The 21,020-nt window shown below is 48.5% G+C and carries 22 protein-coding genes; 12 read left to right on the top strand and 10 right to left on the bottom strand.

Annotated features, from left to right (window positions below; translation table 11 throughout):
• Positions 1 to 33 precede the first annotated feature (33 nt).
• A complete protein-coding gene (locus ACN0R8_RS12340) occupies positions 34 to 579 on the top strand; it encodes a DUF3124 domain-containing protein (RefSeq protein WP_417597832.1) in 546 nt (181 codons plus the stop codon).
• A gap of 75 nt (positions 580 to 654) precedes the next feature.
• Here the strand turns inward: ACN0R8_RS12340 and ACN0R8_RS12345 are convergent, their stop codons facing one another.
• Both ACN0R8_RS12345 and ACN0R8_RS12350 read right to left on the bottom strand, forming a co-directional pair.
• A complete protein-coding gene (locus tag ACN0R8_RS12345) occupies positions 655 to 1,806 on the bottom strand; it encodes a methyltransferase (protein ID WP_417597834.1) in 1,152 nt (383 codons plus the stop codon).
• A gap of 152 nt (positions 1,807 to 1,958) precedes the next feature.
• Positions 1,959 to 2,441, bottom strand: a complete 483-nt coding sequence (locus ACN0R8_RS12350) for a MarR family winged helix-turn-helix transcriptional regulator (protein ID WP_077242500.1) — start codon at positions 2,439 to 2,441, stop codon at positions 1,959 to 1,961.
• A gap of 377 nt (positions 2,442 to 2,818) precedes the next feature.
• On the opposite strand from ACN0R8_RS12350, the gene rarD reads away from it, so the two are divergent.
• Entirely contained in the window at positions 2,819 to 3,703 is an 885-nt protein-coding gene (gene rarD, locus ACN0R8_RS12355; RefSeq protein ID WP_417597836.1) for an EamA family transporter RarD, read from the top strand.
• Positions 3,704 to 3,791: 88 nt separating this feature from the next.
• On the opposite strand, the gene ACN0R8_RS12360 is transcribed toward rarD, so the two are convergent.
• The 5 genes from ACN0R8_RS12360 to gap all read right to left on the bottom strand — a co-directional run bounded on the left by ACN0R8_RS12360 (position 3,792) and on the right by gap (position 9,192).
• The gene (locus ACN0R8_RS12360; protein WP_417597839.1) at positions 3,792 to 4,196 is read right to left on the bottom strand and encodes an ectoine synthase; all 405 of its coding nucleotides are present in this window, start codon (positions 4,194 to 4,196) and stop codon (positions 3,792 to 3,794) included.
• Between the two features lie 168 nt (positions 4,197 to 4,364).
• Positions 4,365 to 5,633, bottom strand: coding sequence for a diaminobutyrate--2-oxoglutarate transaminase (gene ectB, locus ACN0R8_RS12365; protein WP_417597840.1), 1,269 nt, complete (start codon positions 5,631 to 5,633; stop codon positions 4,365 to 4,367).
• 107 nt (positions 5,634 to 5,740) lie between these two features.
• Positions 5,741 to 6,247 carry a diaminobutyrate acetyltransferase gene (gene ectA, locus ACN0R8_RS12370; RefSeq protein ID WP_417597842.1) on the bottom strand — a complete coding sequence of 169 codons (507 nt, stop codon included), beginning with the start codon at positions 6,245 to 6,247 and terminating at the stop codon, positions 5,741 to 5,743.
• A gap of 302 nt (positions 6,248 to 6,549) precedes the next feature.
• Positions 6,550 to 7,968 (bottom strand): pyruvate kinase, encoded by a 1,419-nt coding sequence (gene pyk, locus ACN0R8_RS12375; protein ID WP_417597844.1) that lies wholly within the window; start codon positions 7,966 to 7,968, stop codon positions 6,550 to 6,552.
• 213 nt (positions 7,969 to 8,181) lie between these two features.
• Entirely contained in the window at positions 8,182 to 9,192 is a 1,011-nt protein-coding gene (gap, locus tag ACN0R8_RS12380; RefSeq protein ID WP_417597846.1) for a type I glyceraldehyde-3-phosphate dehydrogenase, read from the bottom strand.
• A 618-nt stretch (positions 9,193 to 9,810) separates the two neighbouring features.
• On the opposite strand from gap, the gene topA reads away from it, so the two are divergent.
• From topA to ACN0R8_RS12395, 3 genes are all read left to right on the top strand, one after another.
• Complete coding sequence (gene topA / locus ACN0R8_RS12385) at positions 9,811 to 12,468, top strand: type I DNA topoisomerase (RefSeq protein ID WP_417597848.1); 2,658 nt, start codon at positions 9,811 to 9,813, stop codon at positions 12,466 to 12,468.
• 127 nt (positions 12,469 to 12,595) lie between these two features.
• Positions 12,596 to 13,093 (top strand): DUF6586 family protein, encoded by a 498-nt coding sequence (locus ACN0R8_RS12390; RefSeq protein ID WP_417597850.1) that lies wholly within the window; start codon positions 12,596 to 12,598, stop codon positions 13,091 to 13,093.
• 48 nt (positions 13,094 to 13,141) lie between these two features.
• Positions 13,142 to 13,384 (top strand): hypothetical protein, encoded by a 243-nt coding sequence (locus ACN0R8_RS12395; RefSeq protein WP_103989656.1) that lies wholly within the window; start codon positions 13,142 to 13,144, stop codon positions 13,382 to 13,384.
• Between the two features lie 104 nt (positions 13,385 to 13,488).
• Here the strand turns inward: ACN0R8_RS12395 and lexA are convergent, their stop codons facing one another.
• Positions 13,489 to 14,103 carry a transcriptional repressor LexA gene (lexA, locus tag ACN0R8_RS12400; protein ID WP_417598088.1) on the bottom strand — a complete coding sequence of 205 codons (615 nt, stop codon included), beginning with the start codon at positions 14,101 to 14,103 and terminating at the stop codon, positions 13,489 to 13,491.
• A 396-nt stretch (positions 14,104 to 14,499) separates the two neighbouring features.
• On the opposite strand from lexA, the gene ACN0R8_RS12405 reads away from it, so the two are divergent.
• From ACN0R8_RS12405 to ACN0R8_RS12430, 6 genes are all read left to right on the top strand, one after another.
• Positions 14,500 to 15,171, top strand: coding sequence for a TetR/AcrR family transcriptional regulator (locus ACN0R8_RS12405; protein WP_417597852.1), 672 nt, complete (start codon positions 14,500 to 14,502; stop codon positions 15,169 to 15,171).
• Positions 15,164 to 15,712: a L,D-transpeptidase family protein gene (locus ACN0R8_RS12410; RefSeq protein WP_417597854.1), complete on the top strand. Its 549-nt coding sequence runs from the start codon at positions 15,164 to 15,166 to the stop codon at positions 15,710 to 15,712. Before ACN0R8_RS12405 ends, ACN0R8_RS12410 begins: the two co-directional genes overlap by 8 nt.
• 124 nt (positions 15,713 to 15,836) lie before the next feature.
• The gene (gene nagZ, locus ACN0R8_RS12415; RefSeq protein WP_417597856.1) at positions 15,837 to 16,853 is read left to right on the top strand and encodes a beta-N-acetylhexosaminidase; all 1,017 of its coding nucleotides are present in this window, start codon (positions 15,837 to 15,839) and stop codon (positions 16,851 to 16,853) included.
• A gap of 109 nt (positions 16,854 to 16,962) precedes the next feature.
• On the top strand, positions 16,963 to 17,526 hold the full coding sequence (locus tag ACN0R8_RS12420; RefSeq protein WP_417597858.1) for a hypoxanthine-guanine phosphoribosyltransferase: 564 nt from the start codon (positions 16,963 to 16,965) through the stop codon (positions 17,524 to 17,526).
• Positions 17,527 to 17,681: 155 nt separating this feature from the next.
• A complete protein-coding gene (locus ACN0R8_RS12425) occupies positions 17,682 to 18,422 on the top strand; it encodes an S-methyl-5'-thioinosine phosphorylase (RefSeq protein ID WP_417597860.1) in 741 nt (246 codons plus the stop codon).
• Positions 18,423 to 18,625: 203 nt separating this feature from the next.
• The gene (locus ACN0R8_RS12430; protein WP_417597862.1) at positions 18,626 to 18,982 is read left to right on the top strand and encodes a hypothetical protein; all 357 of its coding nucleotides are present in this window, start codon (positions 18,626 to 18,628) and stop codon (positions 18,980 to 18,982) included.
• A gap of 36 nt (positions 18,983 to 19,018) precedes the next feature.
• Here ACN0R8_RS12430 and ACN0R8_RS12435 read toward each other — a convergent pair whose 3' ends face one another.
• Positions 19,019 to 19,546 (bottom strand): hypothetical protein, encoded by a 528-nt coding sequence (locus ACN0R8_RS12435; RefSeq protein WP_417597864.1) that lies wholly within the window; start codon positions 19,544 to 19,546, stop codon positions 19,019 to 19,021.
• Between the two features lie 452 nt (positions 19,547 to 19,998).
• Here ACN0R8_RS12435 and ACN0R8_RS12440 point away from each other — a divergent pair, with 452 nt between their 5' ends.
• The gene (locus ACN0R8_RS12440; protein ID WP_417597867.1) at positions 19,999 to 20,262 is read left to right on the top strand and encodes a type II toxin-antitoxin system Phd/YefM family antitoxin; all 264 of its coding nucleotides are present in this window, start codon (positions 19,999 to 20,001) and stop codon (positions 20,260 to 20,262) included.
• 60 nt (positions 20,263 to 20,322) lie between these two features.
• Here ACN0R8_RS12440 and ACN0R8_RS12445 read toward each other — a convergent pair whose 3' ends face one another.
• Positions 20,323 to 20,868: a DUF4240 domain-containing protein gene (locus ACN0R8_RS12445; protein WP_417597869.1), complete on the bottom strand. Its 546-nt coding sequence runs from the start codon at positions 20,866 to 20,868 to the stop codon at positions 20,323 to 20,325.
• Between the last annotated feature and the right edge of the window lie 152 nt (positions 20,869 to 21,020).

Raw genomic sequence — 21,020 nt, forward strand, 5'->3', positions numbered from 1 at the left:
CGCTAACGATATACAAGGAAAGAGGATAACGTGATGGCAGGTTTTATGCTCAGGTCTGGATTATTTGGCAGAAGTGTTGCCGTGGTAGGGTTGCTTCTGGCATTAGCGCAGCCAGCTTATAGCGAACAGGTGCGTAAGAGCCCTGGTAAAGGAAGTCATTTTTACAGCGTGCAGCCGCAGGAAGTAAAAGCTACTCGTGACTGCTCTGTATATGTACCGGCTTATTCGCATATCTACCTGGCGGAGAGCTCTCAGGTGCCGCTGGCCGTTACTTTGAGCGTGCGTAATATGAATTCAGATAAGCGATTGATTATAAAAAGTGTTGATTACTTTGATACCCGAGGTGAAAAACTGGAGAGCCTGATCAGTGGTTGGTTTGCTTTGGCTCCGATGGCAACGGCGTCTTTTGTTATTGATCAGCAAGATCTTTCCGGCGGAGCGGGTGCTAACTTTATTGTGCACTGGGCTACCGATGAAAGTGCCCAGGAGCCGCTGATTGAAGCCGTTATGGCGGGTTATCGTGGCACAAAAGGACTGAGTTTCTCATCTCGAAGTGTGAAATTGCTGCCGTGTGAGTAATCGAAAGCAGCAGGATCAGAGCAGCAGATAATGTCATGCCCTCGTATGAGGGTACTTTCCCTTGCATGCTTTTTATTAGCGCTTCACCGCTTTCAGTACCACAAACTTTTTATTTCCGGCGACCATAGTGCAGTTGCCCATCAGGCGCTTGAGTGCTGTGTGATAGCCAAGATGCCGGTTGCCAACGACCCAAAGGGCACCGCCTTTCTTTAGTACTTTTTTGGACTCTCTGAACATCTGTTGCGCAATAAAATCACCCACTACATTTTGCTGGTGAAAAGGTGGGTTGTTCAGAATTAGATCTGCGCTATTGGCTTCAAGTCCGGCCAGGCAATCGGTAGCGGTAAAACGGGCTTCCCGCTCAGGGAAGGCGCGCTGAAAGTTGATGCGAGCAGAATCCACTGCCATATAGGACTCATCAACAAAATGCAGGTGTGCGTTAGGGAAATGCTCTGCAGCGATAAGACCGACAACGCCGTTGCCGCAACCCAGATCGACAATGGATAAGGCTTCATCAGATGCGATATTTTCCTGCTGTAGGGTCTGCAGAAAGAAGCGGGAGCCGATATCCATGCTCTCGCGTGAGAAAACATTGGCGTGGTTGCTCAGGGTGTAGTGGCTACGGGTAAATTGCTCATTTTTCAGATCCAGTGTCAGCGGGTAAGGGTTCTCCGGCAGAGTCAGCTCGGCTACATTGGAAAAGATCAGGCGGGCCTTTTTGACCGCCAGAGATGTTTTGGTCGGGCCTATGATGCGCTCAAACAGTCTTAGCGTGTTGGTATGAATCATCTTGCTCATTGCGCCGGCGATGATAACGGTGCCGGAGCTGACAAAAGGGCGGATACGGTGCAGCTGTTCTTCCAGCATTGCATGGCTTTTCGGAATTTTTATTAGTACCAGATCCAGTGGTTTTTCCGGTGTTTGCAGGCTATTGATAAAACAGACCTGACCTAGGGTGATGTTGTTTTGCTCTAGGTTCTGCTTTAAACCTTGCTCCGCCAGGTAGGAGTCACTCAACATGGTCGGCTTTGCGTGGGCTAGGGCTGTGCTGAGTGCACCAAAGCTGTCATTCATGATCAGGATGTTGCCGTCGGTGGCGACCTGTTCATCATTCAGATGCTTCAGAATATACTCATCGGCTGCATCCCAGGCGCGCAAGGTGTCTTTAGGCTTCACAGGAAAGCGCTTGAGATTGAACTGGCCCTGAGGTGCATTAAGATGTTCCATAGCGGCAACCTGTATTATCGATCTAAAGAGAGGCAACAAAAAACGACGCGTGCCACAGATGCACTGCTAATCTACAGGCGGGATAGCACTGAAGGTCAGTGTTGTAGTTGGCGTCGTCTTTATCGGAGCGGTTATCTGAGGTGTTTGTTCTGTTATTTCTTTTCCTGAGTGAAGCTGCTGACTTCCAGATACGGGGCCGCGTCCAGTTTTTCAGCATTCATCATCTGGGCAATGCGCTGTACAGAGGACAGCAGTAAGTTTTGCTCCCAGCTTTCAAGGCTCTGAAACTTGGTAATAAACTCTTCCTGCAGGGCTGTTGGAGAATCACTCAACAGCTCGTTACCTTTATCGGTCAGTAATACGTGAACTTTGCGCTTATCGATAGTGCTGCGCTGGCGAACCACCAGTCCCTTAGCCTCAAGGCGATCCAGAATGGTGGTTACCGTGGCTTGGCTCAGGTTCACCATTTGAGACAGCTGACGGATAGTGTAGTGTTCTCCACCTTTCTCAAGTTCCTGCAGAATAACCAGCTGCGGACCGGTCAGGCCAGTGCTTTTATTAAGCTTTCTGGAATGTAGATCGATACCGCGAATAATTTGGCGGATAGCCACAAGAACTTCTTCGTACGATTGCATGAGTCTTCTTAAATTACCTGTTTGTGAGTCTATAAATAGATGCTTTGCAAGAATTTATGCCCTAGCACGCAATGATAACGAGTTTGGGCACATTAGCTAGCCCAAACTGCTTAGATTACCTGAAATAAATGTCAAATAAAGCCCATGGACTGGCGGTTGCTGACTGGTGTTTTTCCGGGGCGCGATTTTTTCTTCGTGCTCTAGGCTATTTCTCGCGGAGAATATAATTAACTTGTTGAAAAATAAACGGTATTTATAGGTTTCATGCCTCTTTGCCAGAAAGCTGTTAATATCGCCACTTTTACTTGTCAGGGAACTAAATTCTTTTCTTTGATATTTTGCGGAAAAGATTCAGGAGGTTGATTGTGGTAAATGGTGTGACGTTAATACTGTCCTCTGCGTTTATGTTTGCCCTGCTTTACTATTACCCGGCTTGGTTAAGCCCTCTGGATGCTGAGCAGATTTTCGGCTGGCGGATGTTGCTCACATTGCCTGTTGTTAGCCTTTATCTATGGTTAAGTGGTGAGTGGCGTCTGGTGGCATCTCTGCTCAACGAGGTAAAGCGGCGACCTTTGCTATGGGTTGGCCTGCCCTTATCTGCTTTTCTGGTGGGGGTTCAGTTATGGATTTTTATGTGGGCGCCGGTTAATGGGCGTGGGCTGCCTGTTTCGTTGGGGTACTTTATGATGCCGCTGGTGATGGTTGTTCTGGGGCGGTTTGTTTATAAGGAGCAGTTGTCCTTCCTGCAGGTTTTAGCGGTAGCGGCAGCATTGGTAGGGGTTGCGAATCAGGTCTGGCAAACAGGAGGTGTTTCCTGGGAAACCTTTGTAGTGGCGCTGGGTTATCCTCTTTACTTTCTGCTGCGCCGCTGGCAGGGGAATGATCATCTTGGGGGCATCTGGTGCGATATGTTTCTGCTTTTGCCTGTGGCGGTTTGGTTTGCGTTGATTGAAGGTGATGCCGTCGCCTTTTCTGACAATGAATCACTCTGGTGGCTGGTTATTGGTCTTGGACTTATCAGTGCGCTGGCGCTGATCTTCTATCTGTTATCGGCTAAGTTGCTGACCTTTAGCCTGTTTGGTCTATTGAGCTATCTTGAGCCAGTGTTATTGGTGTTTGTCTCGTTGCTGCTGGGAGAAAGTATTGCAGAGCATGAATGGCTGACCTATATCGCTATCTGGGCGGCTGTAGGGCTGCTGGTGATTGAGGGGGCGCAGAAGGTGTGGCTTTCAAGACGTGATCCTGTCTCTGGTCAGGTCTGATTGTTATAACGCTGAAGCAAAGGGTTACTAAAAAGCCGCTAACCTGAGTTGAAGCGGCTTTTTTACAGATATACAGAATGACCGGAGGTTATTCTGCAACCTCTTCTGCTTCCAGAGGGTACACGCCATTCTCGTCATGAACTTCTTTGCCATTCAGTGGCGGGTTGAATGCACAGGCGAATACAATATCCTCGCCTTCGTGGGCGCGTAGCAGGTGCTTGTCGTGCTTGTCCAGAATATAGATGGTGCCGGGGCTGATCGGGTAGATCTTGCCATCGGCAACGGTTTCTACTTCTCCGTAGCCGCTGATACAGTAAACGGTTTCCAGGTGATTCTGATAGTGAATCGGTGTTTCAGTACCTGCAAAAATAGTCGTGATATGGAAAGAGAAGCCCATGCCATCATTTTTCAGGGACATACGAACGCTTTTCCAGTTATCGGATGTTACGCAGCGATCGGTTTTTTCTACTTCCTGCAGTTGACGAACAATCATGTTAATACCTCAAAATGAAATAAACAGAAAACGAACAATCATTTATTAAACGTTACTTTGCCACAAGCTCTAAAGCGTTAGCTTAAAGTAGGCTGACGGGTATTTCGGCGGCCTTTAACAAAAAGAGCCGCCTTAGGCGGCTTCTTTTTTCAGTTGCTGAAATTAGCCTTAGCTGGCTTTTTTCAGCTCCATGTGGGTGCTGAAGTACTGATCGAAAGCTTGTTCAAGAATATTCAGGCCGTGAGCCATCTCTTCCTCTGAAACAGTCAGTGGCGGGAAGCACTTAACAACTTCGCCCTCAGGTCCACTGGTTTCAATGATCAGATTTTCTTTAAAGCACAGTGAGGTGATATCGTCCGCGATATCGCCTGATGGACAGCAGATGCCCTGCATCAGGCCGCGACCTTTGCGATACAGTTCAGGATAGCTGTCGCAAATTTTATTCAGAGCCAGCTTTAGCTGTTCACTGCGGGCATGAATATGGTTTGCGAACTTGTCATCAGCCCAATACGTTTCCAGAGCTTTTTTCGCCGTGACAAAGGCATGGTTATTGCCCCGGAAAGTACCGTTGTGCTCGCCTGGCTTCCAGATATCAAGCTTACGGTCAAACAGAGTAACAGCAAATGGCAGACCAAAGGCGCTCAGGGATTTGGACAGCGTAATAATGTCCGGTTTGATATCAAACTGATCAAAGCTGAAGAAGGTGCCTGTGCGGCCACAGCCTGCCTGAATGTCATCGGCAATAAACAGAATGCCATGCTCTTTGCAGATCGTAGACAGCTCTTTCAGCCACTTACCGGATGCCGTATTAAGGCCGCCTTCACCTTGTACAATTTCAAGAATGACGGCAGCAGGCATATCCAGGCCGCTTGAATTGTCGGTCAGCATCTTTTTGAACAGCTCAAGGGTATTAAAGTTGTCACCCAGATAGCCATCATACGGCAGGCGAGTAACGCCGCTAAGGGGCTGTCCTGCACCACCGCGATGATGACTATTGCCTGTTGCTGCCAGTGCGCCCAGTGTGCAACCGTGGAAGCCGTTAGTGAAAGAAACAATGTTGTGGCGGCCGGTTACTTTGCGGGCTAGCTTCAGGGCTGCTTCAACACAGTTTGCACCGGTTGGGCCGGTAAACATTACTTTATGATCTAGGTCACGCGGCTTCAGAATAATGTCACGGAAGGCCTCCAGGAAGCCTGCCTTAGCCTCTGTGTGCATATCCAGACCGTGGGCAACGCCGTCGTTCTGGATATACTCAATCAGGCTTTCTTTCAGGATTGGATTGTTGTGGCCATAGTTCAGTGAGCCGGCACCTGCCAGAAAATCAAGGTACTCGTTACCATTCTCATCGAACAGTTTGCTGCCTTTCGCCTGGGTGAAAACAACCGGGAAAGAACGTGAATAACTCTGAACTTCGGACTCATACTCTTTAAAAATCATCGTGTACTCCAATTTTAAATTTTTTGATATCGGGTGTTAGCTGCGCGCCTGACCGGGGATGGTCAGGCTTCAAAAGGACGGGCGCTATGCCCATAGCTCTTCCGGGCTTACGGGTGCCGGAAAGGTCCGATCTCTAGCAGCTCTTCGGATTCATGCAAGCCGTGGAAGTGCAGCTCTTTATCCAGGAAATCGAAAGTACGGGATTCGCATTCCAGAGTGCGGGTCAGGCCGGCGAACATTCGCCAGGATGCAGTGTTATCCGGTGATATTGTGGTGTGCAGAACTGTTGCAGGCTGACTGGACGGGCGCTTCAGGATCTCAAGGATCATACGCTTTGCCAGCTGTTTGCCACGTGCATTCTCGTGCACAGCAACCTGCCAGATGAAAAGAGCCTCAGGTTGATCCGGGCGGATGAAGGCTGAAACAAAGCCAATCAATTTATCGCCATCCCAAGCACATACAGATGTTTCTGCCCAGAGAGAGCAGCACAACATGTAGCAGTAACTTGAGTTGAGATCGAGAGGAGGTGAGTTTTGGATAAGGTCTGTAACGGCAAGACCGTCCTTTAATTCGGGTTGGGTAAATCTAATCGAGTCGCTAATGTCACTATTCATAATATTTGTTTAGGGTTCAAAGTATATTTATACAATAACGTGCCCGATTTTTTCTTTCAAGGGTTAATTTTTGCCGAAGATATGGCTTTTTGTATCTGTTGTTAGAATACAAATGTTTTGTGATGGTTTGTTTAGTGCTCTATATCATTTTTATGACGTGCACATGAAAAAGGCAGAAAACCCATAGCTGAAGCAGGCTGCGCCCGTTTTTAAGGCATAAAAAAAGCGCTGATTTTTCTCAGCGCTCTATGTTTTGCAGGAGGAGGGATTTGGTCTGTTTTTTTTGTCTGATCTACCGGAAATTAATCTTCAATCTGGACGATGGTCAGGGTGTGGGTGCCGTTATGATCACCACGAGTGAAGATGACATTGTCGCCCTGAGTGACAACATTACGTTGTTTTAGCTCTTCAATTGCTTTGCCAATCGACTCTGGCTCAGCGCTTGCGTGGTTAAATGGAACGGTTGTAACACCCCGATAGAGAGCGACGCGGTTCTGAGTCTTTTCCTGGGCTGTAAAGGCAAAAATCGGTAAGCCTGAGCGGATACGGGACATCAGCAAGGGGGTGAGGCCGGATCGCGTCATACAGACGATTGCTTTAACGCCCTGCAGGTGGTTGGCGGCGTACATGGCAGAGAGCGCAACCGCTTCGTTGATGTGACTGAAATCTTCATGCATACGGTGGTTGGATTGCTGTGTTATGCGTTCCAGTTCAGCACCGCGACAGAGACGATCCATGGCCTGAACCGTTTCCAGAGGGTATTCACCAACAGCGGTTTCTGCCGACAGCATTACCGCATCGGTACCGTCTAAAACGGCGTTGGCAACATCAAAGACTTCAGCACGGGTTGGTAAGGGGCTGGTAATCATCGATTCCATCATTTGAGTTGCCGTGATGACGACTTTATTCAGGCTACGGGCTCGCTGAATCAGCTTTTTTTGTACGCCGATTAGCTGGGCGTCACCGATTTCAACGCCGAGATCACCACGGGCAACCATGACGCCCTCGCAGGACTGAATCAGATCATCCATAACCACCTCGTCAGCGACAGACTCCGCACGCTCTACTTTGGCAATCAGGTTGATATCCTGTCCGGCCTCACCCAAAAGTGCGCGGGCCTCACGCATATCATCACCGGTACGGGGGAAGGAGACTGCCAGGTAATCCATATCCAGAGCGATGGCGGTTTTAATATCCTTTTTATCTTTTTCGGTCAGTGCCGCTGCTGAAAGGCCGCCGCCCTGTTTGTTGATGCCTTTGTTGTTGGATAGCTTTCCTCCAACGGTCACTGTGCAGATCACTTCAGGCTTTACGACATCATCAACTTTGAGTTGAATCCGGCCATCATCCAGCAGCAAAGTATCACCGGCTGTTACGTCATCGGCCAATTGAGGGTAATCGACACCAACCTGGTTCTGATCACCGGCATCTCTTTCAAGATTCATATTCAGAGTGAACTTATCACCCACGGCCAATTTTATAGGGCCATCTTTAAAGCGTGCGACACGGATTTTCGGTCCTTGCAGGTCGCCCAGTACGGCCACAAAGCGGCCGATCTCTTTTGCCGTTTTGCGAACGGCTTCCACACGGGCCTGATGCTCTTCAGGATCGCCGTGGGAAAAGTTTACGCGTACCACATCGACATATTCTAATACCTGGGCCAGCTTACCTGCTTCATCGGTGGCAGGGCCCAGAGTGGCAACGATTTTAGTTCTACGCATTCTATGTGATTCCTTAATCTTACAGGGTAAAGGCTTAGCCTTCAGGTGAAACCGGGTGCAATTTTGTTCAGGCTATTGCGTGCTTGTATTCAGATATGATCATGTCTTTTGAGGTGAACCTGATCTGTTTGATACGGCGGAGTAGGTCTTTATCTTTTTATTGAAAAGACCCATTTCGCCGGTCTTGTCGCTTGTAACTTGTATAGCTTATTTTTATGACGATTTTGCGGCCATTAAGGCTTGAGTGGTATTCAGCATTCGATTGGAGAACCCCCACTCATTGTCGTACCAGGCCATCACCTTAATCAGATTACCCTGAACACGGGTATGGCTGCCATCGAATACAGATGAATGCGGACAGTGATTAAAGTCGATCGATACCAGTGGCAGCCCATTGTAGCCTAAGATTTTCGATTGGTGGGCGGCTTTCTCCATGGCTTTGTTTATGGTTTCAGCGGTAAGGGGGTGTTTGACCTGAATGCTCAGGTCTACCAGGGATACATTGTTTGTGGGTACCCGAACTGCCAGTCCATCAAATTTCCCGGCCATTTCCGGTATAACAAGGCCAATGGCTGCAGCAGCTCCGGTTTTTGTGGGAATCATGGAGGCCGTGGCTGAGCGCGCACGATACGGATCAGTGTGATATACGTCTGTAAGGTGCTGATCGTTGGTATAGGCATGAATCGTGGTCATTATACCGCTTTCAATCGTCATGAGCTCATGCAGTACCTGGACAACAGGGGCCAGACAGTTGGTGGTACAGGATGCATTCGATACGACCTGGTGTTCGGGGTGAAGAACATGATCGTTAACGCCAAAGACAACCGTGGCATCAGCATCTGGTGATGGCGCGGAGATTAAAACTTTTTTCGCACCAGCTACAAGGTGGGCTGCAGCTTTATTCCGTTGGGTAAACAGGCCGGTGCATTCGAGCACGACATCAATCTTGAGTTCGCCCCAGGGCAGTTTTGCAGGGTTCCGTTCAGCAATTACTTTGATGGTATGGTTGTTAACAGTGAGAGTGTTATCGTCATGCTCAACTTCGAAGCCGAAGCGTCCGTGGACAGAGTCATATTGGAGCAGATGGGCATTGATTGCGGCATCACCCAGATCGTTGATGGCAACGATCTCTAGGTTATCCGAATGATGTCCTTCGAAATAGGCGCGAAGAATATTGCGGCCGATACGGCCAAAGCCATTAATAGCAACACGAGTTACCTTCATGCTGTCACTCCTTGTTCGACAAATCTGACCGGAACAGCATCTGCTGGCTCTGAGTCAGTTTATTTAGGGGCAGAGCGATATATTTCCGGCAGGACAGAGAGGAAGCAGGTGAACATTATGTTGACTTCCCCCCTTACCGTCACTTTAAGATTGGGCCGTAACTGCAAGAATTGCAATGCTTTTTCTCAGGCGACTGGCTGAATCCGGTTTGCTGTAATACATTAGGGATGTGTTACGGTCAGAATTGACTGACTTTCCTATTCTGAGGTGAGTGCTTTGGTATGAGAAAAAGTCTTTTTTTAGTCAGGGGCTGGAACTCTGTATTCTGCTGGGGTAGTTTATACGCCCTTTTCAGGCAGCACTTGACAAAGGTGCTCTATATAAAGTTGTAATACGCACGATAAGTGGGCTTTATTGTCTGAGTTCCGCCTTCCTTTAAACAAGGGCAAAGGCCGTGTTAGTTAGGTTACGATCATTCAATTGTTGTATTTTTAACTTTTGTACTTTTATCCGGTCATTGATGTGTGAAGCGCAGCTCAGGCTGCTGAATTTAGCCGGTAGTACGAATTTCCTTGGTCAAACTGTTTCTGAACAGCCCTAGATAAAGAGACGCTCTCAATGGGAAAAGCACTAGTTATCGTCGAGTCTCCTGCAAAGGCTAAAACGATCAACAAGTACCTGGGCAAAGACTTTGTAGTGAAGTCGAGTGTGGGTCATATCCGTGATCTGCCGACCAGTGGTGGCGCTAAACAGCCTGTGGATGCCAAAGCACGGGCCAAGGCGGCGGCAATTACCCGCAAAATGAGCCCGGAAGAAAAAGCGGTGCACAAGAAGCGCAAAGCCCGCGAGCAGCTGATCGCCCGTATGGGTATTGACCCTGAGCACGACTGGGAGGCGCATTATAAGATCCTGCCCGGTAAAGAAAAGGTCGTTTCTGAGCTGCAAAAATTGGCGGCTGATGCTGATCAGATTTATCTGGCGACGGATTTGGACCGCGAAGGAGAGGCTATCGCCTGGCACTTGCGGGAAACCATAGGTGGTGATGACGAGCGTTATCATCGTGTGGTTTTTAATGAAATCACCAAAAACGCGATTCAGGATGCTTTTAAGGAACCCGGTCGTCTGGATATGAGTCGTGTTAACGCTCAGCAGGCTCGCCGTTTTCTGGATCGTGTCGTGGGCTATATGGTATCCCCTTTGCTATGGGCGAAGGTTGCCCGTGGCTTGTCCGCCGGTCGGGTGCAGTCGGTCGCTGTGCGTCTTATCGTTGAACGTGAGCGTGAGATTAGGGCCTTTGTTCCTGAAGAGTATTGGGATGTACATGCCGACCTGAATCGCGATGGTAAAATGGCGTTTCAGTGTGAAGTAACGAAAGAGAATGGCAAAGGTTTCCGCCCGACCAGTAAAGAACAGACAGATAAAGCACTAGATGTGCTGAACGCTTCCCCGTTTAAAGTTGCTAAACGGGAAGATAAGCCGACTAAAACCAAGCCAACGGCACCCTATATCACATCCACGTTGCAGCAGGCGGCAAGTACACGCCTTGGCTACAGCGTGAAAAAGACCATGATGTTGGCGCAGCGTCTGTATGAAGCGGGTTATATCACTTATATGCGTACGGACTCCACCAATCTGAGTAAGGAAGCGGTGGAGAGCTGTCGGGATTATGTTGCGGATAACTTTGGTAAAAAGTATCTGCCGGAAGTGCCGAACAGTTATTCCAGTAAAGAGGGTGCCCAGGAAGCGCATGAGGCGATTCGTCCGTCTGATGTGTCCCGTTCGGCTACTGACCTAAAAAGTATGGAGCGCGACGCTGAACGTCTGTATGAACTGATCTGGCGCCAGTTTGTTGCCTGCCAGATGGTGCCTGCAGAGTTTATGAGCACCTCTCTTGTGGTGGAAGCTGGGCCATTTGAGCTGCGTGCCCGGGGTCGTGTTATGCAGTTTGATGGTTTTACCCGTGTTATGCCATCCAACAGTAAAAAGGATGAAGACCAGTCGCTGCCTGATCTTCAGGTTGGCGATTTGCTGACGCTTGAGCAATTGTTGCCTAAGCAGCACTTCACTAAGCCTGTGGCTCGCTTTACTGAGGCCAGTTTGGTAAAAGAGCTTGAGAAACGAGGTATTGGTCGCCCGTCAACCTATGCATCGATTATTTCGACCATTCAGGATCGTGGCTATGTGCGCCTTGAGAATCGTCGTTTTTACGCTGAGAAAATGGGTGATATTGTCACGGATCGTCTGAGTGAAAGCTTTAGTGATCTGATGGACTTCAGTTTTACTGCCCGTATGGAAGAATCCTTGGATGATGTGGCAGAAGGTAAGAACGATTGGAAGAATCTGCTGAACCGTTTTTACAAGGATTTCAGTAGTCAGCTGGCACAGGCTGAATCGGAAGAGGGCGGTATGCGTCCAAATCTGGCCGTTGAGACCTCCATTAAATGTCCGAGCTGTGGTCGTCCAATGCAGATTCGTACGGCCAGTACTGGTGTGTTTTTGGGTTGTTCGGGTTATTCGCTGCCTCCAAAGGAACGTTGTAAAACCACGATCAATCTGACACCGGGCGAAGAAGCGATCAGCGCAGATGCGGGTGAAGAGGCAGAAACTCAGGCGTTGCGCGCCAAGCGCCGCTGTCCAAAATGCGGTACGGCAATGGAAAGCTACCTGATCGACGAACAGCGTAAGTTGCATGTTTGTGGTAACAATCCTGATTGTGATGGCTACGAAGTCGAGAACGGTGAATTCAAGATTAAGGGTTATGATGGCCCGGTGCTTGAGTGTGATAAATGCGGTTCTGAGATGCAGCTTAAGACCGGTCGCTTTGGTAAGTACTTCGGATGTACCAGTGAGACCTGTAAAAATACCCGGAAACTACTGAAAAGTGGTGAGGCAGCACCTCCTAAAATGGATCCGGTGCCTATGCCTGAGTTGGCTTGCCAGAAAGTTGAAGACCATTATATTTTGCGTGATGGTGCCTCAGGGCTTTTCCTTGCGGCCAGTCAGTTCCCGAAAAACCGAGAGACCCGTCCGCCACAGTTGGTTGAAATTTTGCCGCATAAAGCTGAAATTGATCCGAAATATAATTTCCTGATGGAGGGGCCAACCCATGATCCTGATGGAAACCCTACGGTGATCCGCTACAGTCGGAAAAATAAAGAGCAATACCTGATGACAGAAGTGGAAGGTAAGGCGACAGGTTGGCAGGCTTTTTATGAAGGTGGTCAATGGGTTAGCCGTGAGAAGAAAAAAGCAACCCGAAAAACTGCTAAAAGCTAGTTCACATCCTGTGATTTTCAGCTAAACTGTGCGCGAAAGCAGCGACTAAAAGGCCGGTTCAGACCGGCCTTTTAGCGTTTTTATATCTGTCCGTTACTCTCATCTGGGCTCGTTTTCTATGGTATCAATGGCGTCACGAACGATGCAGAAACTCTATTCTGCACGGTTATTGTTACAGCACTTTGATCAGGTCGATCACCAGGATGAACTGATACGCCCGGCCTATATTTCTGCTCATGCCGACGCCGTTGTTTTTCATCTTCAGGGCGCGATGCAGGCGCTGCTTTATGAAATTGCTGAAACAGCACAGCTGCCTCAGGGTGAATGGAAAACCGCTGCCGACCTCCGGCAGGCCGCAGATGTGAAGGGATGTGTTATCCCTCATCTGAACCGGATCCTGGCGCTGGAGAAAGATAGCTTCAGTTGGTTGAGTCAGTTAAACCGGCGTTATAGAGATTGCTGGTTGCCGGAGCTGAAGCAAGTGGATGTTGTTGATCCGTCACTCGCAGCACCCTTGATTCCACTGGCCCGCGATTCTTTTTCGGAGCAGCAGCAACTTATTTCGTGGCTGGAAAATATGCAGTCGTTTATTAATGATCTGCGCCAGACCATGCAGGAATTTTGATCCAAGCAGGATGCTTTGTGTCATCGAATTTTTTAAGAGGTAATCACCTTGTCTGATAGTCCGTATCTTGAAATTGTTGAGCTTGCCGATGGAGATGTCATTTTGCAGTCTGCAGATGATAACCAGGGCGAGCCCTTGGTGCGTATCCGTTTTGCACCAGAGATTGTTGAGCATCTGAGGGGGGCAAGCTTTGATATTGCCCGTGAGATGATCGACAAGGCGATTCAGGATAATCGCTTATGGGGAGAAGAGGATGAAGAAGGGCCAGGGGAGAATGCCGTTATTCACTGACCTTGTGGCATCTGCGCGTTACATTTAAAAAGCAGCCGCCTGGCTGCTTTTTTTTATTTATAACGGATAGGTTTTATGTGCGGTGAACAGAGAAATTATATTGGTTATTGAAGTCCCTGCCCGTACCCGCCGCGAATGATGCCAACACCAATACCTTCTATGGCCAGAGATTCGGTTTCCAGGTCGACCACAATAGGGTCGAATTCTTCATTTTCAGCTATCAGGTACACCAGGCTGCCTTCCTGTTTGAAACGCTTCACCGTAACCTCATCACCGATACGGGCGATAACAATCTGGCCGTTTCGGATGTCGCTGGTCTGGTGAACCGCAAGGAGGTCACCATCCATGATGCCGATATCCTTCATACTCAGGCCTTTAACGCGAAGCATGTAATGAGCTTTGGGGCGGAAAAAGTCGGCGCTGACGCCGGAGTAGCTATCGATATGTTCCTGAGCCAGAATCGGGCTGCCAGCCGCAACCTGGCCAATGACCGGTAGGCCCTGACTGGCGTGCGAAGGGAGCTTGATTCCCCGAGAGGTGCCGGGAATCATTTCAATTGCACCTTTACGGGCCAGAGCCCGCAGGTGTTCTTCTGCAGCATTGGGCGAGCGGAAACCTAATGCCCGTGCAATTTCTGCCCGGGTCGGTGGGTACCCGGTAGACTCCATGTGTGACGTAATGAAGTCGAGTACTTCCTGCTGGCGCTTGGTCAGTTTAATCATGATGTCTCATCTGTCATTTTATACAGTGTGTACTTGTATACAGTTTACACAAAAATATGCTTTTGTCTGCCCTTGAAGGGCTTTAAATAGAGAATGTTTGGTTCGATTCTTCAATCAGATGTGAACCGGATATGGCAGATGTTTTATACTCTGGCCAGATTGTTTGTCTGGCACGTTTAATGTGTTTTAAAACAGTGTTTCAATTTTATGTTTCCCTTGTGAGTCTTAGCCTGCCTAGTATCTTGACTTTGTTGACAATTCTATTTATGTTTCAAACATTCGTTTGATAAACGCTCCTTGGTTAGCTGAGGCTGGTCATGCTGTTTTGTGATGGCATTGAATACCGGTCAGAAGTTAGTCATGCCGCATACAAAGTGATCGACAGAGGTGAGCATGGCTCAATTAGATACCGTCAGCCGTATACTGGATACCGCGGAGATGCTGTTCGCGGAAAAAGGGTTCGCTGAGACGTCCCTAAGGACGATTACCAGTAAAGCAAAAGTAAATCTTGCCGCGGTGAATTACCATTTTGGCTCTAAGAAGGCGCTGATTCAGGCTGTTTTTGCCCGTTACCTGGATCCGTTTTCCAAGCGCTTTAATGAGGAGATGGATCTTCTTGAAAGCCGTCATGAGGGGAAGTCTATTCCTCTGAATACGGTGCTGGAAACATTGACGACAACCGTCATTACTATGCCGAGTCCGACAAGAAACGGTTTGTCTGTTTTTATGCGCTTACTGGGACTGGCATATACCCAGGCTCAAGGGCATATGCGCCGTTATCTGCAGGAGCAGTATGGCAGCATTTTCTACCGTTTTACGTCAATGGTACGTAATGCGTCCAGTGATCTTCCTGATGTGGAGCGCTTTTGGCGACTACACTTTATGCTGGGCTCTGCGGTATTTACCATGTCCAGTCTTGATGCATTGAAAGACATTGCAGAACAGGATTTTAATGAGCAGACCCGAGTCCGTGATGTGGTTCAGCGTTTGATTCCATTTGTTTCTGCCGGTATGTCTGCTCCGATTCCAGAGCTGATACCGTCAGAGCACCAGGACGATGCCTGATTCATCTGTCCCTCGGTTATCGGAACCGAAGCTAGCTCCCCGCTGGCAGGAGTTTGCACCTGACGGAAGCTGGTTGCAGGTGGACGTCGCCCGTCAGCAGGTTTTTGTGGTCCAAAAGGCAGAGTTTGTACTCTGCTTTCCTGTTTCTACTGCTTTGAACGGAGCCGGTGAGCAGGAGGGTAGCGGGCAGACTCCCCGGGGGTGGCACTGTATTCGGGCAAAGATTGGCTCCGGCCATCCTGTCAATGCGGTTTACCGTGGGCGTCGCTGGACAAAAGAGTGCTACACATCGGAGTTGGCGGCTCAAAACCCTGGCAGGGACTGGATTTTGGGGCGTATTCTTTGGCTAAGCGGTCTGGAGCCGGGCGTTAACCGGGGCGGGGACCGGGACACAATGCGGCGTTATATTTATTTTCATGGCACGGCGGACACCGAGCCTATGGGGGAGCCTCTATCGCACGGCTGTATTCGGATGCGTATGAAGGATATTGCGCTGCTTTTTGAAGATACTGCTGTCTATACCCCCGTTTATATTGGCTAAGTACGGTGCTTTATACTTTATTTTCTGCCGATATGGCTCCCTGAGGGGAGTCTGAGGTTTTTTTCTTTCCGGTTCTCTGTTAAATTTCGCGGTTTATTCATTTCTCTGCCGCAGGATAATCGCTATGACCCATGGGCCTATTATGCTTGACTTGGAAGGCTTCGAGCTGACCAATGACGAGCGTGAACTCATCGTGCATCCATTGGTGGGTGGTATCATCCTGTTTACACGAAACTACCGGGATCCTTCTCAACTTGAGTATCTGATCCGGAGTATTCGGGAGTTACGTCCTGAAATCCTGATTGCAGTGGATCATGAGGGGGGGCGTGTTCAGAGGTTCCGTGACGGGTTTACCCGTATTCCGCCAATGGCATGCTTGGGTACGTTATTTATGAACGACCCTGAGGCTGCTCTGGAACTTGCCTGGGACACTGGGTGGCTGATGGCTTCCGAGCTTCTGGCCTATGGGCTGGATTTTACCTTTGCACCGGTGCTTGATCTGGATTACGGCAATAGCGAAGTGATTGGTGACCGGGCATTTTCTGGTCGTCCTGAGGTTGTTACCCGCCTAGCAGATGCATTGATTGAAGGCCTGCATGAAGCGGGAATGCCAGCGATAGGTAAGCATTTCCCCGGCCATGGTTATGTGGCCGCTGACTCCCACATTGACCTGCCCGTTGATGTTCGTCCTTTTTCAGAGATTGATGAGCACTGCCTGAAACCCTTTACCGCATTATGCCCGCTACTGGATGGCGTCATGCCGGCCCATGTGATCTATGAAAAAGTAGCGCCTGAGCCCGCTGGTTTTTCTCCTTATTGGCTAAAAGATATTCTGCGCCGCCAGTTGGGTTTTAAAGGTGTTATCTTTAGTGATGACCTTGGTATGGCGGGTGCTGCTGCTACAGGTGACTACTCTGCCCGTGCTTATGCGGCTTTAGGTGCTGGCTGCGATATGATTTTGGTCTGTAATGACCGTGAGGGTGCACTTCAGGTTATGGATGCCCTGGCAGATTATGAGTTTTCCCCACGCTCAGTGCAGCGGTTGTCTGCACTGAGTGTACTCTCCCGGCCGACACTGGACGCGTTGGATGCTGATCCCCGATACAACCGGGTAGCGGATCAGTTGGAAGCGCTTGTTTAAGCGATTCTGTAATTAAACTGAATTTATCCCGGCGCTGTATCCTATAAAAAGGGTAGAACGTCGGGATTTAATGATTTAACGACACAAAACAGACCATTGGAACTAAACAATGCCAGTAGAAAATAACCTGGAACGTATTAAAAAAGTCTTTACCGAAGCGGATTGCCTATGTACAAAAGAACAGGTTGATCATGCGCTTGATAAGATGGCTGAGGATATCACGGAACAACTGGGTGATAAGCTGCCAGTGGTTTACTGTGTTATGAATGGCGGCCTTATCACAACAGGGCATCTGCTAACCCGGCTTGAGTTTCCTTTGGAAGTGGATTATATCCATGCAACGCGTTATCGCGGTGAAACAACCGGTGGTGAACTATACTGGCGCGTTCCACCTGAAGTGAATATGGAAGGCAGAACGGTTCTGATTGTAGACGATATTCTGGACGAGGGGCATACGTTGGCTGCCATTCTGGATTACTGTCAGGAGCAAGGCGCAAAAGCTGTTTACAGTGCCGTTTTGGTTGATAAGATTCATGACCGCAAGGCCCGCCCTGAGATGACCGCAAGTTTCACAGGTCTTGAGGTTGAAGATCGCTACCTGTTTGGTTACGGCATGGACTTTCAGGGCTTTCTGCGTAATGCACCGGGTATCTACGCACCGAAAGGTATGTGATCTTTTCAATTTACACTCCGGTAGTGTGCGTTGTTCAGAAAAGCCGCTGTTCTCAGCGGCTTTTTTGATATCAGCGCCTGTCCAAACCGAGAACCTGATTGTTTAAGTCAAAATTTGGTTTTCAGAATTAACACCTGACAAGCAAGGGTAGACAGATGTTGGCAATTATAGGTGGTACCGGCCTGACTCAAATGGAAGGCTTGGATGTGGTTTCCCGCAAGACAGTGTCGACGCAATGGGGTGAGCCTTCGGCTGAGATTCTGACTGGCTCCGTTGGCGGCAAGCAGGTGCTTTTTTTGGCGCGTCATGGTGACCCGCATCGTATCCCTCCCCATAAAGTGAATTATCGTGCGAATATTCAGGCTCTGAAAGATGCCGGAGCCAGTGCTGTTGTTGCTGTTAATGCGGTTGGCGGTATTCATCCAGAGTGTCAATCTGCAGGCCTTATGGTTCCTGATCAGGTAGTAGATTATACCTGGGGTCGTGAGCATACCTTCTTTGCGGATGACCTGGACGAGGTTGTACATATCGACTTTAGCTGGCCCTATGATGAGTCTCTGAGACAGTTATTGTTGGCCCAGGCTGAAAAACTGCAGCTGAAGGTGATGCCTCAGGGGGTTTACGGAGCAACACAAGGGCCGCGTCTGGAGAGTGCTGGAGAGATTCAGAGGATGTTGCGTGACGGTTGCGATATTGTCGGCATGACGGGTATGCCTGAAGCCGCTTTAGCGAGAGAAGCTGGGTTACCGTATGCCTGTATCGCCCTAGTGGTGAATATGGCCGCAGGCCTGACCGATGAGATTATCACTATGCCTGAGATAGAGGCGGCATTGCATCAGGGAATGGGGAAGGTGTTAGATCTGCTTAATGCTGGCGTTCGCGCTTATGAAGATTAAAGTGTTTTGGAATCAATCGCTCCGGCTTTTCTGAAAAGACGGTGTCAAACGAAGCGAGTCAGGCCTGCTTTGGCTCGCTTTTTTCACTCAGTTGCTGATTGTCATGTAAATGTCACCTGTGCATTCTAGTCTTGCCTAACGTGCTGAAAAGGCAGCCTGTGCTTAATGGCAGGCCGAAACCTGTGTGCAATAAAGGTGATCCCATGACTCAGAGCTACATTAATCAGGTGTTTGATCGTTTTTCCAGCGAACTGGTGGCATCCGATGCACAAGCAATGACACTATCGCTGCGTGCGCATCTGTTGCATGAAGCGAAACGTTTGCAGGGTACACTTAACGCTCTGGTCGTACAGAGTGAGTTAAGTCATCCGGAAATATTTTTTATCAATACACTGGAGCACTTTATCACTTGTGCCCGCCTTGAGCGTGCTGAAACACTGAAATCGTCCTGTCGATCTCTTCTGGCAGATCTGAGGCGTGTACAGTCTGATCGTAAGGTGGCTGCTGATAGCCCGTCATGTTATCAAAAGGGGCAGGAGTTGCTACGGAGTATCGCCTGACAGGTATCAGGCTATTCATATTTTTACCTAAAAAAGCTAGGCAGCCGGATTCTGAAGCATCGCTTCACGACGTTTGATCAGCATCAGGTTAACGCCTTCTTCAATGGCAAACTCTATATCAAATTCCGGAAAGACAGGTATCAATTGACGACGGATATCTATTATAGGTGTGCCTTCAGGAAACTGTCCTATGGGGAGTTTAACCCCTCGGGTAGACTTTCCACGCCGGACCGGGATTTTATTTAACGTATTCCAGGCAAGTACAAAGCGCTTCTCATCTTCCATGGGTGGGATATCGACGGAAATAGGCTCCTGTTTTGCCCGATCCAAGGCAATGCCATCCAGCAGATGTCCATTTACGTGCAGAACGCCTTCATGAATCAGATGTCTTTCCAGACCGTCCCGGTCTGTAGAGTCTGAAATAACTTTATCTTCAATAAGTTTTTTAATCGCTTTGGTATCGGCATACACAGGGTTTCCTTCGCAGTCGAAAATGTCGTAAGTAGGGCGAAACATCTTATTAAAGCCATGGTAGAACCCCAGTGTCATATATTGTCGACTCATAGACTGATCCTGCATCTTTTACTGATGTTTTATAGTTTCTTTTCCGTAAGACGGATTAGGAGCAAAAAGATTATAGGCTTTAATCATGGATAAAAACGAGAGCTTTTGTAGAAAAAAACCATGCTGCAGTAGGTTATCTGTTCTGGCGTGATATGCATCAAGACCTGTATAGCATTTACCAGGGCGTTTGCCGTGAGGATCTCTGGTCTGCAAGATGAGGTTATCAGGGCATAAAATTTAAGGGTCTTATAAAATACCTCTATAGCTTGTATAGTTGTGATCAGCGTCATAATCTTGTGAATTAAGAATGAAAAAATAAGATCTTTTACCTAAACTCAATGTTAGGGTTTACCCTAGTGCTTATGCTAAGTGCTAGTGATTGTGCCTGTTAACCTGTGATGAGTACTGTACCTGTGACGGTTCGGCCTGGTGCGGAAGAGCGGAGCTGATGAATGATGAAATTAACCAGTAAAGAATTTGCCCGACAACCTGAACAGTGGGTCGATCAGACAGTACAAGAGCAAGCCACGATTGTTATTGAGGGTGAGTCCGGTCGAGCGGTGATGATTTCCGAGGAAGACTGGAACTCCATTAACGATATCTTGCAGGTGGTTTCTATGTCTGCAATGGCCGAGTCTCTTCGATCCGAACCACAGGGTGATATGAAAACTGTTGCAGAGAGTGCTGATAAGGCTGAGAGCCTTGATCCGACATAGACTCTCACTCAGATACTCTGCGGGTTAACTTCCTTCCCTGGACATATATTGTGCAGAGGGTTATTCCGAGCCCAGTTCGTAAGTGCGGCTTTTATCCCAGTACTTATTAAATAAGTTTGGCAGCATCGCTTCCAGCTGTCCCAGATTATCTGGCCAGGGGTAGTTAATCTCAGGGTCGGGCAGTGGCCTGACTCGTTTCAGAAAGTCGTCCTGACCTGTTACTGCTTCATATGCCTCTTGGGCAGCAAAAACCAGTCCTTCCCCGGTAATATCTTCAATCGGATCCTCAACATTACTGAACTCCGCCAAGTGATCGGCATGATCCAGAACGGCTTCAAACTTGTCCTGTCCAAACGAGATCAGCCAAAGGCGAAAATCTTCAAAGATATCGTCATTGATGTAACTCTGAAGAACAAAGTTGGCCATCAGTACCGGAAAACAGAATGCGCGGCTTTTCTGGTGTGCAAGATGGTTTTCAAACTCAATCAGTTGTTCAGGAAGTAATGTTGCCAGTGATTGAGAAATACTCAGGTACTGGCCTTCAGACCCCGGAGCGTTGTGCCGCAGGGAGTTATTGATAATGTCCCAAAAGTCTTGTTCTGTCATCGTGCAATGTCTCATGATGCTCCATTTCGGACCATTATAGCTTTATGGCAAAGCAATAAATCGATCAGGATCAAGAAAAATGATTCGGATGTTGTTGGCAAACTCTTGTATGACGTGGGTCATTCTTTATCCGTTATTCTTTATATCATGGA

The organism is Oceanospirillum sp. (genome assembly GCF_048265165.1).
GTDB lineage: Bacteria > Pseudomonadota > Gammaproteobacteria > Pseudomonadales > Halomonadaceae > Oceanospirillum.

What these genes read in the sequence shown, in the direction of transcription:
- ACN0R8_RS12340 (WP_417597832.1), top strand. Translation starts at nt 34, where the DNA reads ATGGCAGGTTTTATGCTCAGGTCTGGATTATTTGGCAGAAGTGTTGCC.
- ACN0R8_RS12345 (WP_417597834.1), bottom strand. Translation starts at nt 1,806, where the DNA reads ATGGAACATCTTAATGCACCTCAGGGCCAGTTCAATCTCAAGCGCTTT.
- ACN0R8_RS12350 (WP_077242500.1), bottom strand. Translation starts at nt 2,441, where the DNA reads ATGCAATCGTACGAAGAAGTTCTTGTGGCTATCCGCCAAATTATTCGC.
- ACN0R8_RS12360 (WP_417597839.1), bottom strand. Translation starts at nt 4,196, where the DNA reads ATGATTGTTCGTCAACTGCAGGAAGTAGAAAAAACCGATCGCTGCGTA.
- ectB (WP_417597840.1), bottom strand. Translation starts at nt 5,633, where the DNA reads ATGATTTTTAAAGAGTATGAGTCCGAAGTTCAGAGTTATTCACGTTCT.
- ectA (WP_417597842.1), bottom strand. Translation starts at nt 6,247, where the DNA reads ATGAATAGTGACATTAGCGACTCGATTAGATTTACCCAACCCGAATTA.
- pyk (WP_417597844.1), bottom strand. Translation starts at nt 7,968, where the DNA reads ATGCGTAGAACTAAAATCGTTGCCACTCTGGGCCCTGCCACCGATGAA.
- gap (WP_417597846.1), bottom strand. Translation starts at nt 9,192, where the DNA reads ATGAAGGTAACTCGTGTTGCTATTAATGGCTTTGGCCGTATCGGCCGC.
- topA (WP_417597848.1), top strand. Translation starts at nt 9,811, where the DNA reads ATGGGAAAAGCACTAGTTATCGTCGAGTCTCCTGCAAAGGCTAAAACG.
- ACN0R8_RS12390 (WP_417597850.1), top strand. Translation starts at nt 12,596, where the DNA reads ATGGCGTCACGAACGATGCAGAAACTCTATTCTGCACGGTTATTGTTA.
- ACN0R8_RS12405 (WP_417597852.1), top strand. Translation starts at nt 14,500, where the DNA reads ATGGCTCAATTAGATACCGTCAGCCGTATACTGGATACCGCGGAGATG.
- ACN0R8_RS12410 (WP_417597854.1), top strand. Translation starts at nt 15,164, where the DNA reads ATGCCTGATTCATCTGTCCCTCGGTTATCGGAACCGAAGCTAGCTCCC.
- nagZ (WP_417597856.1), top strand. Translation starts at nt 15,837, where the DNA reads ATGACCCATGGGCCTATTATGCTTGACTTGGAAGGCTTCGAGCTGACC.
- ACN0R8_RS12420 (WP_417597858.1), top strand. Translation starts at nt 16,963, where the DNA reads ATGCCAGTAGAAAATAACCTGGAACGTATTAAAAAAGTCTTTACCGAA.
- ACN0R8_RS12425 (WP_417597860.1), top strand. Translation starts at nt 17,682, where the DNA reads ATGTTGGCAATTATAGGTGGTACCGGCCTGACTCAAATGGAAGGCTTG.
- ACN0R8_RS12430 (WP_417597862.1), top strand. Translation starts at nt 18,626, where the DNA reads ATGACTCAGAGCTACATTAATCAGGTGTTTGATCGTTTTTCCAGCGAA.
- ACN0R8_RS12435 (WP_417597864.1), bottom strand. Translation starts at nt 19,546, where the DNA reads ATGAGTCGACAATATATGACACTGGGGTTCTACCATGGCTTTAATAAG.
- ACN0R8_RS12440 (WP_417597867.1), top strand. Translation starts at nt 19,999, where the DNA reads ATGATGAAATTAACCAGTAAAGAATTTGCCCGACAACCTGAACAGTGG.
- ACN0R8_RS12445 (WP_417597869.1), bottom strand. Translation starts at nt 20,868, where the DNA reads ATGACAGAACAAGACTTTTGGGACATTATCAATAACTCCCTGCGGCAC.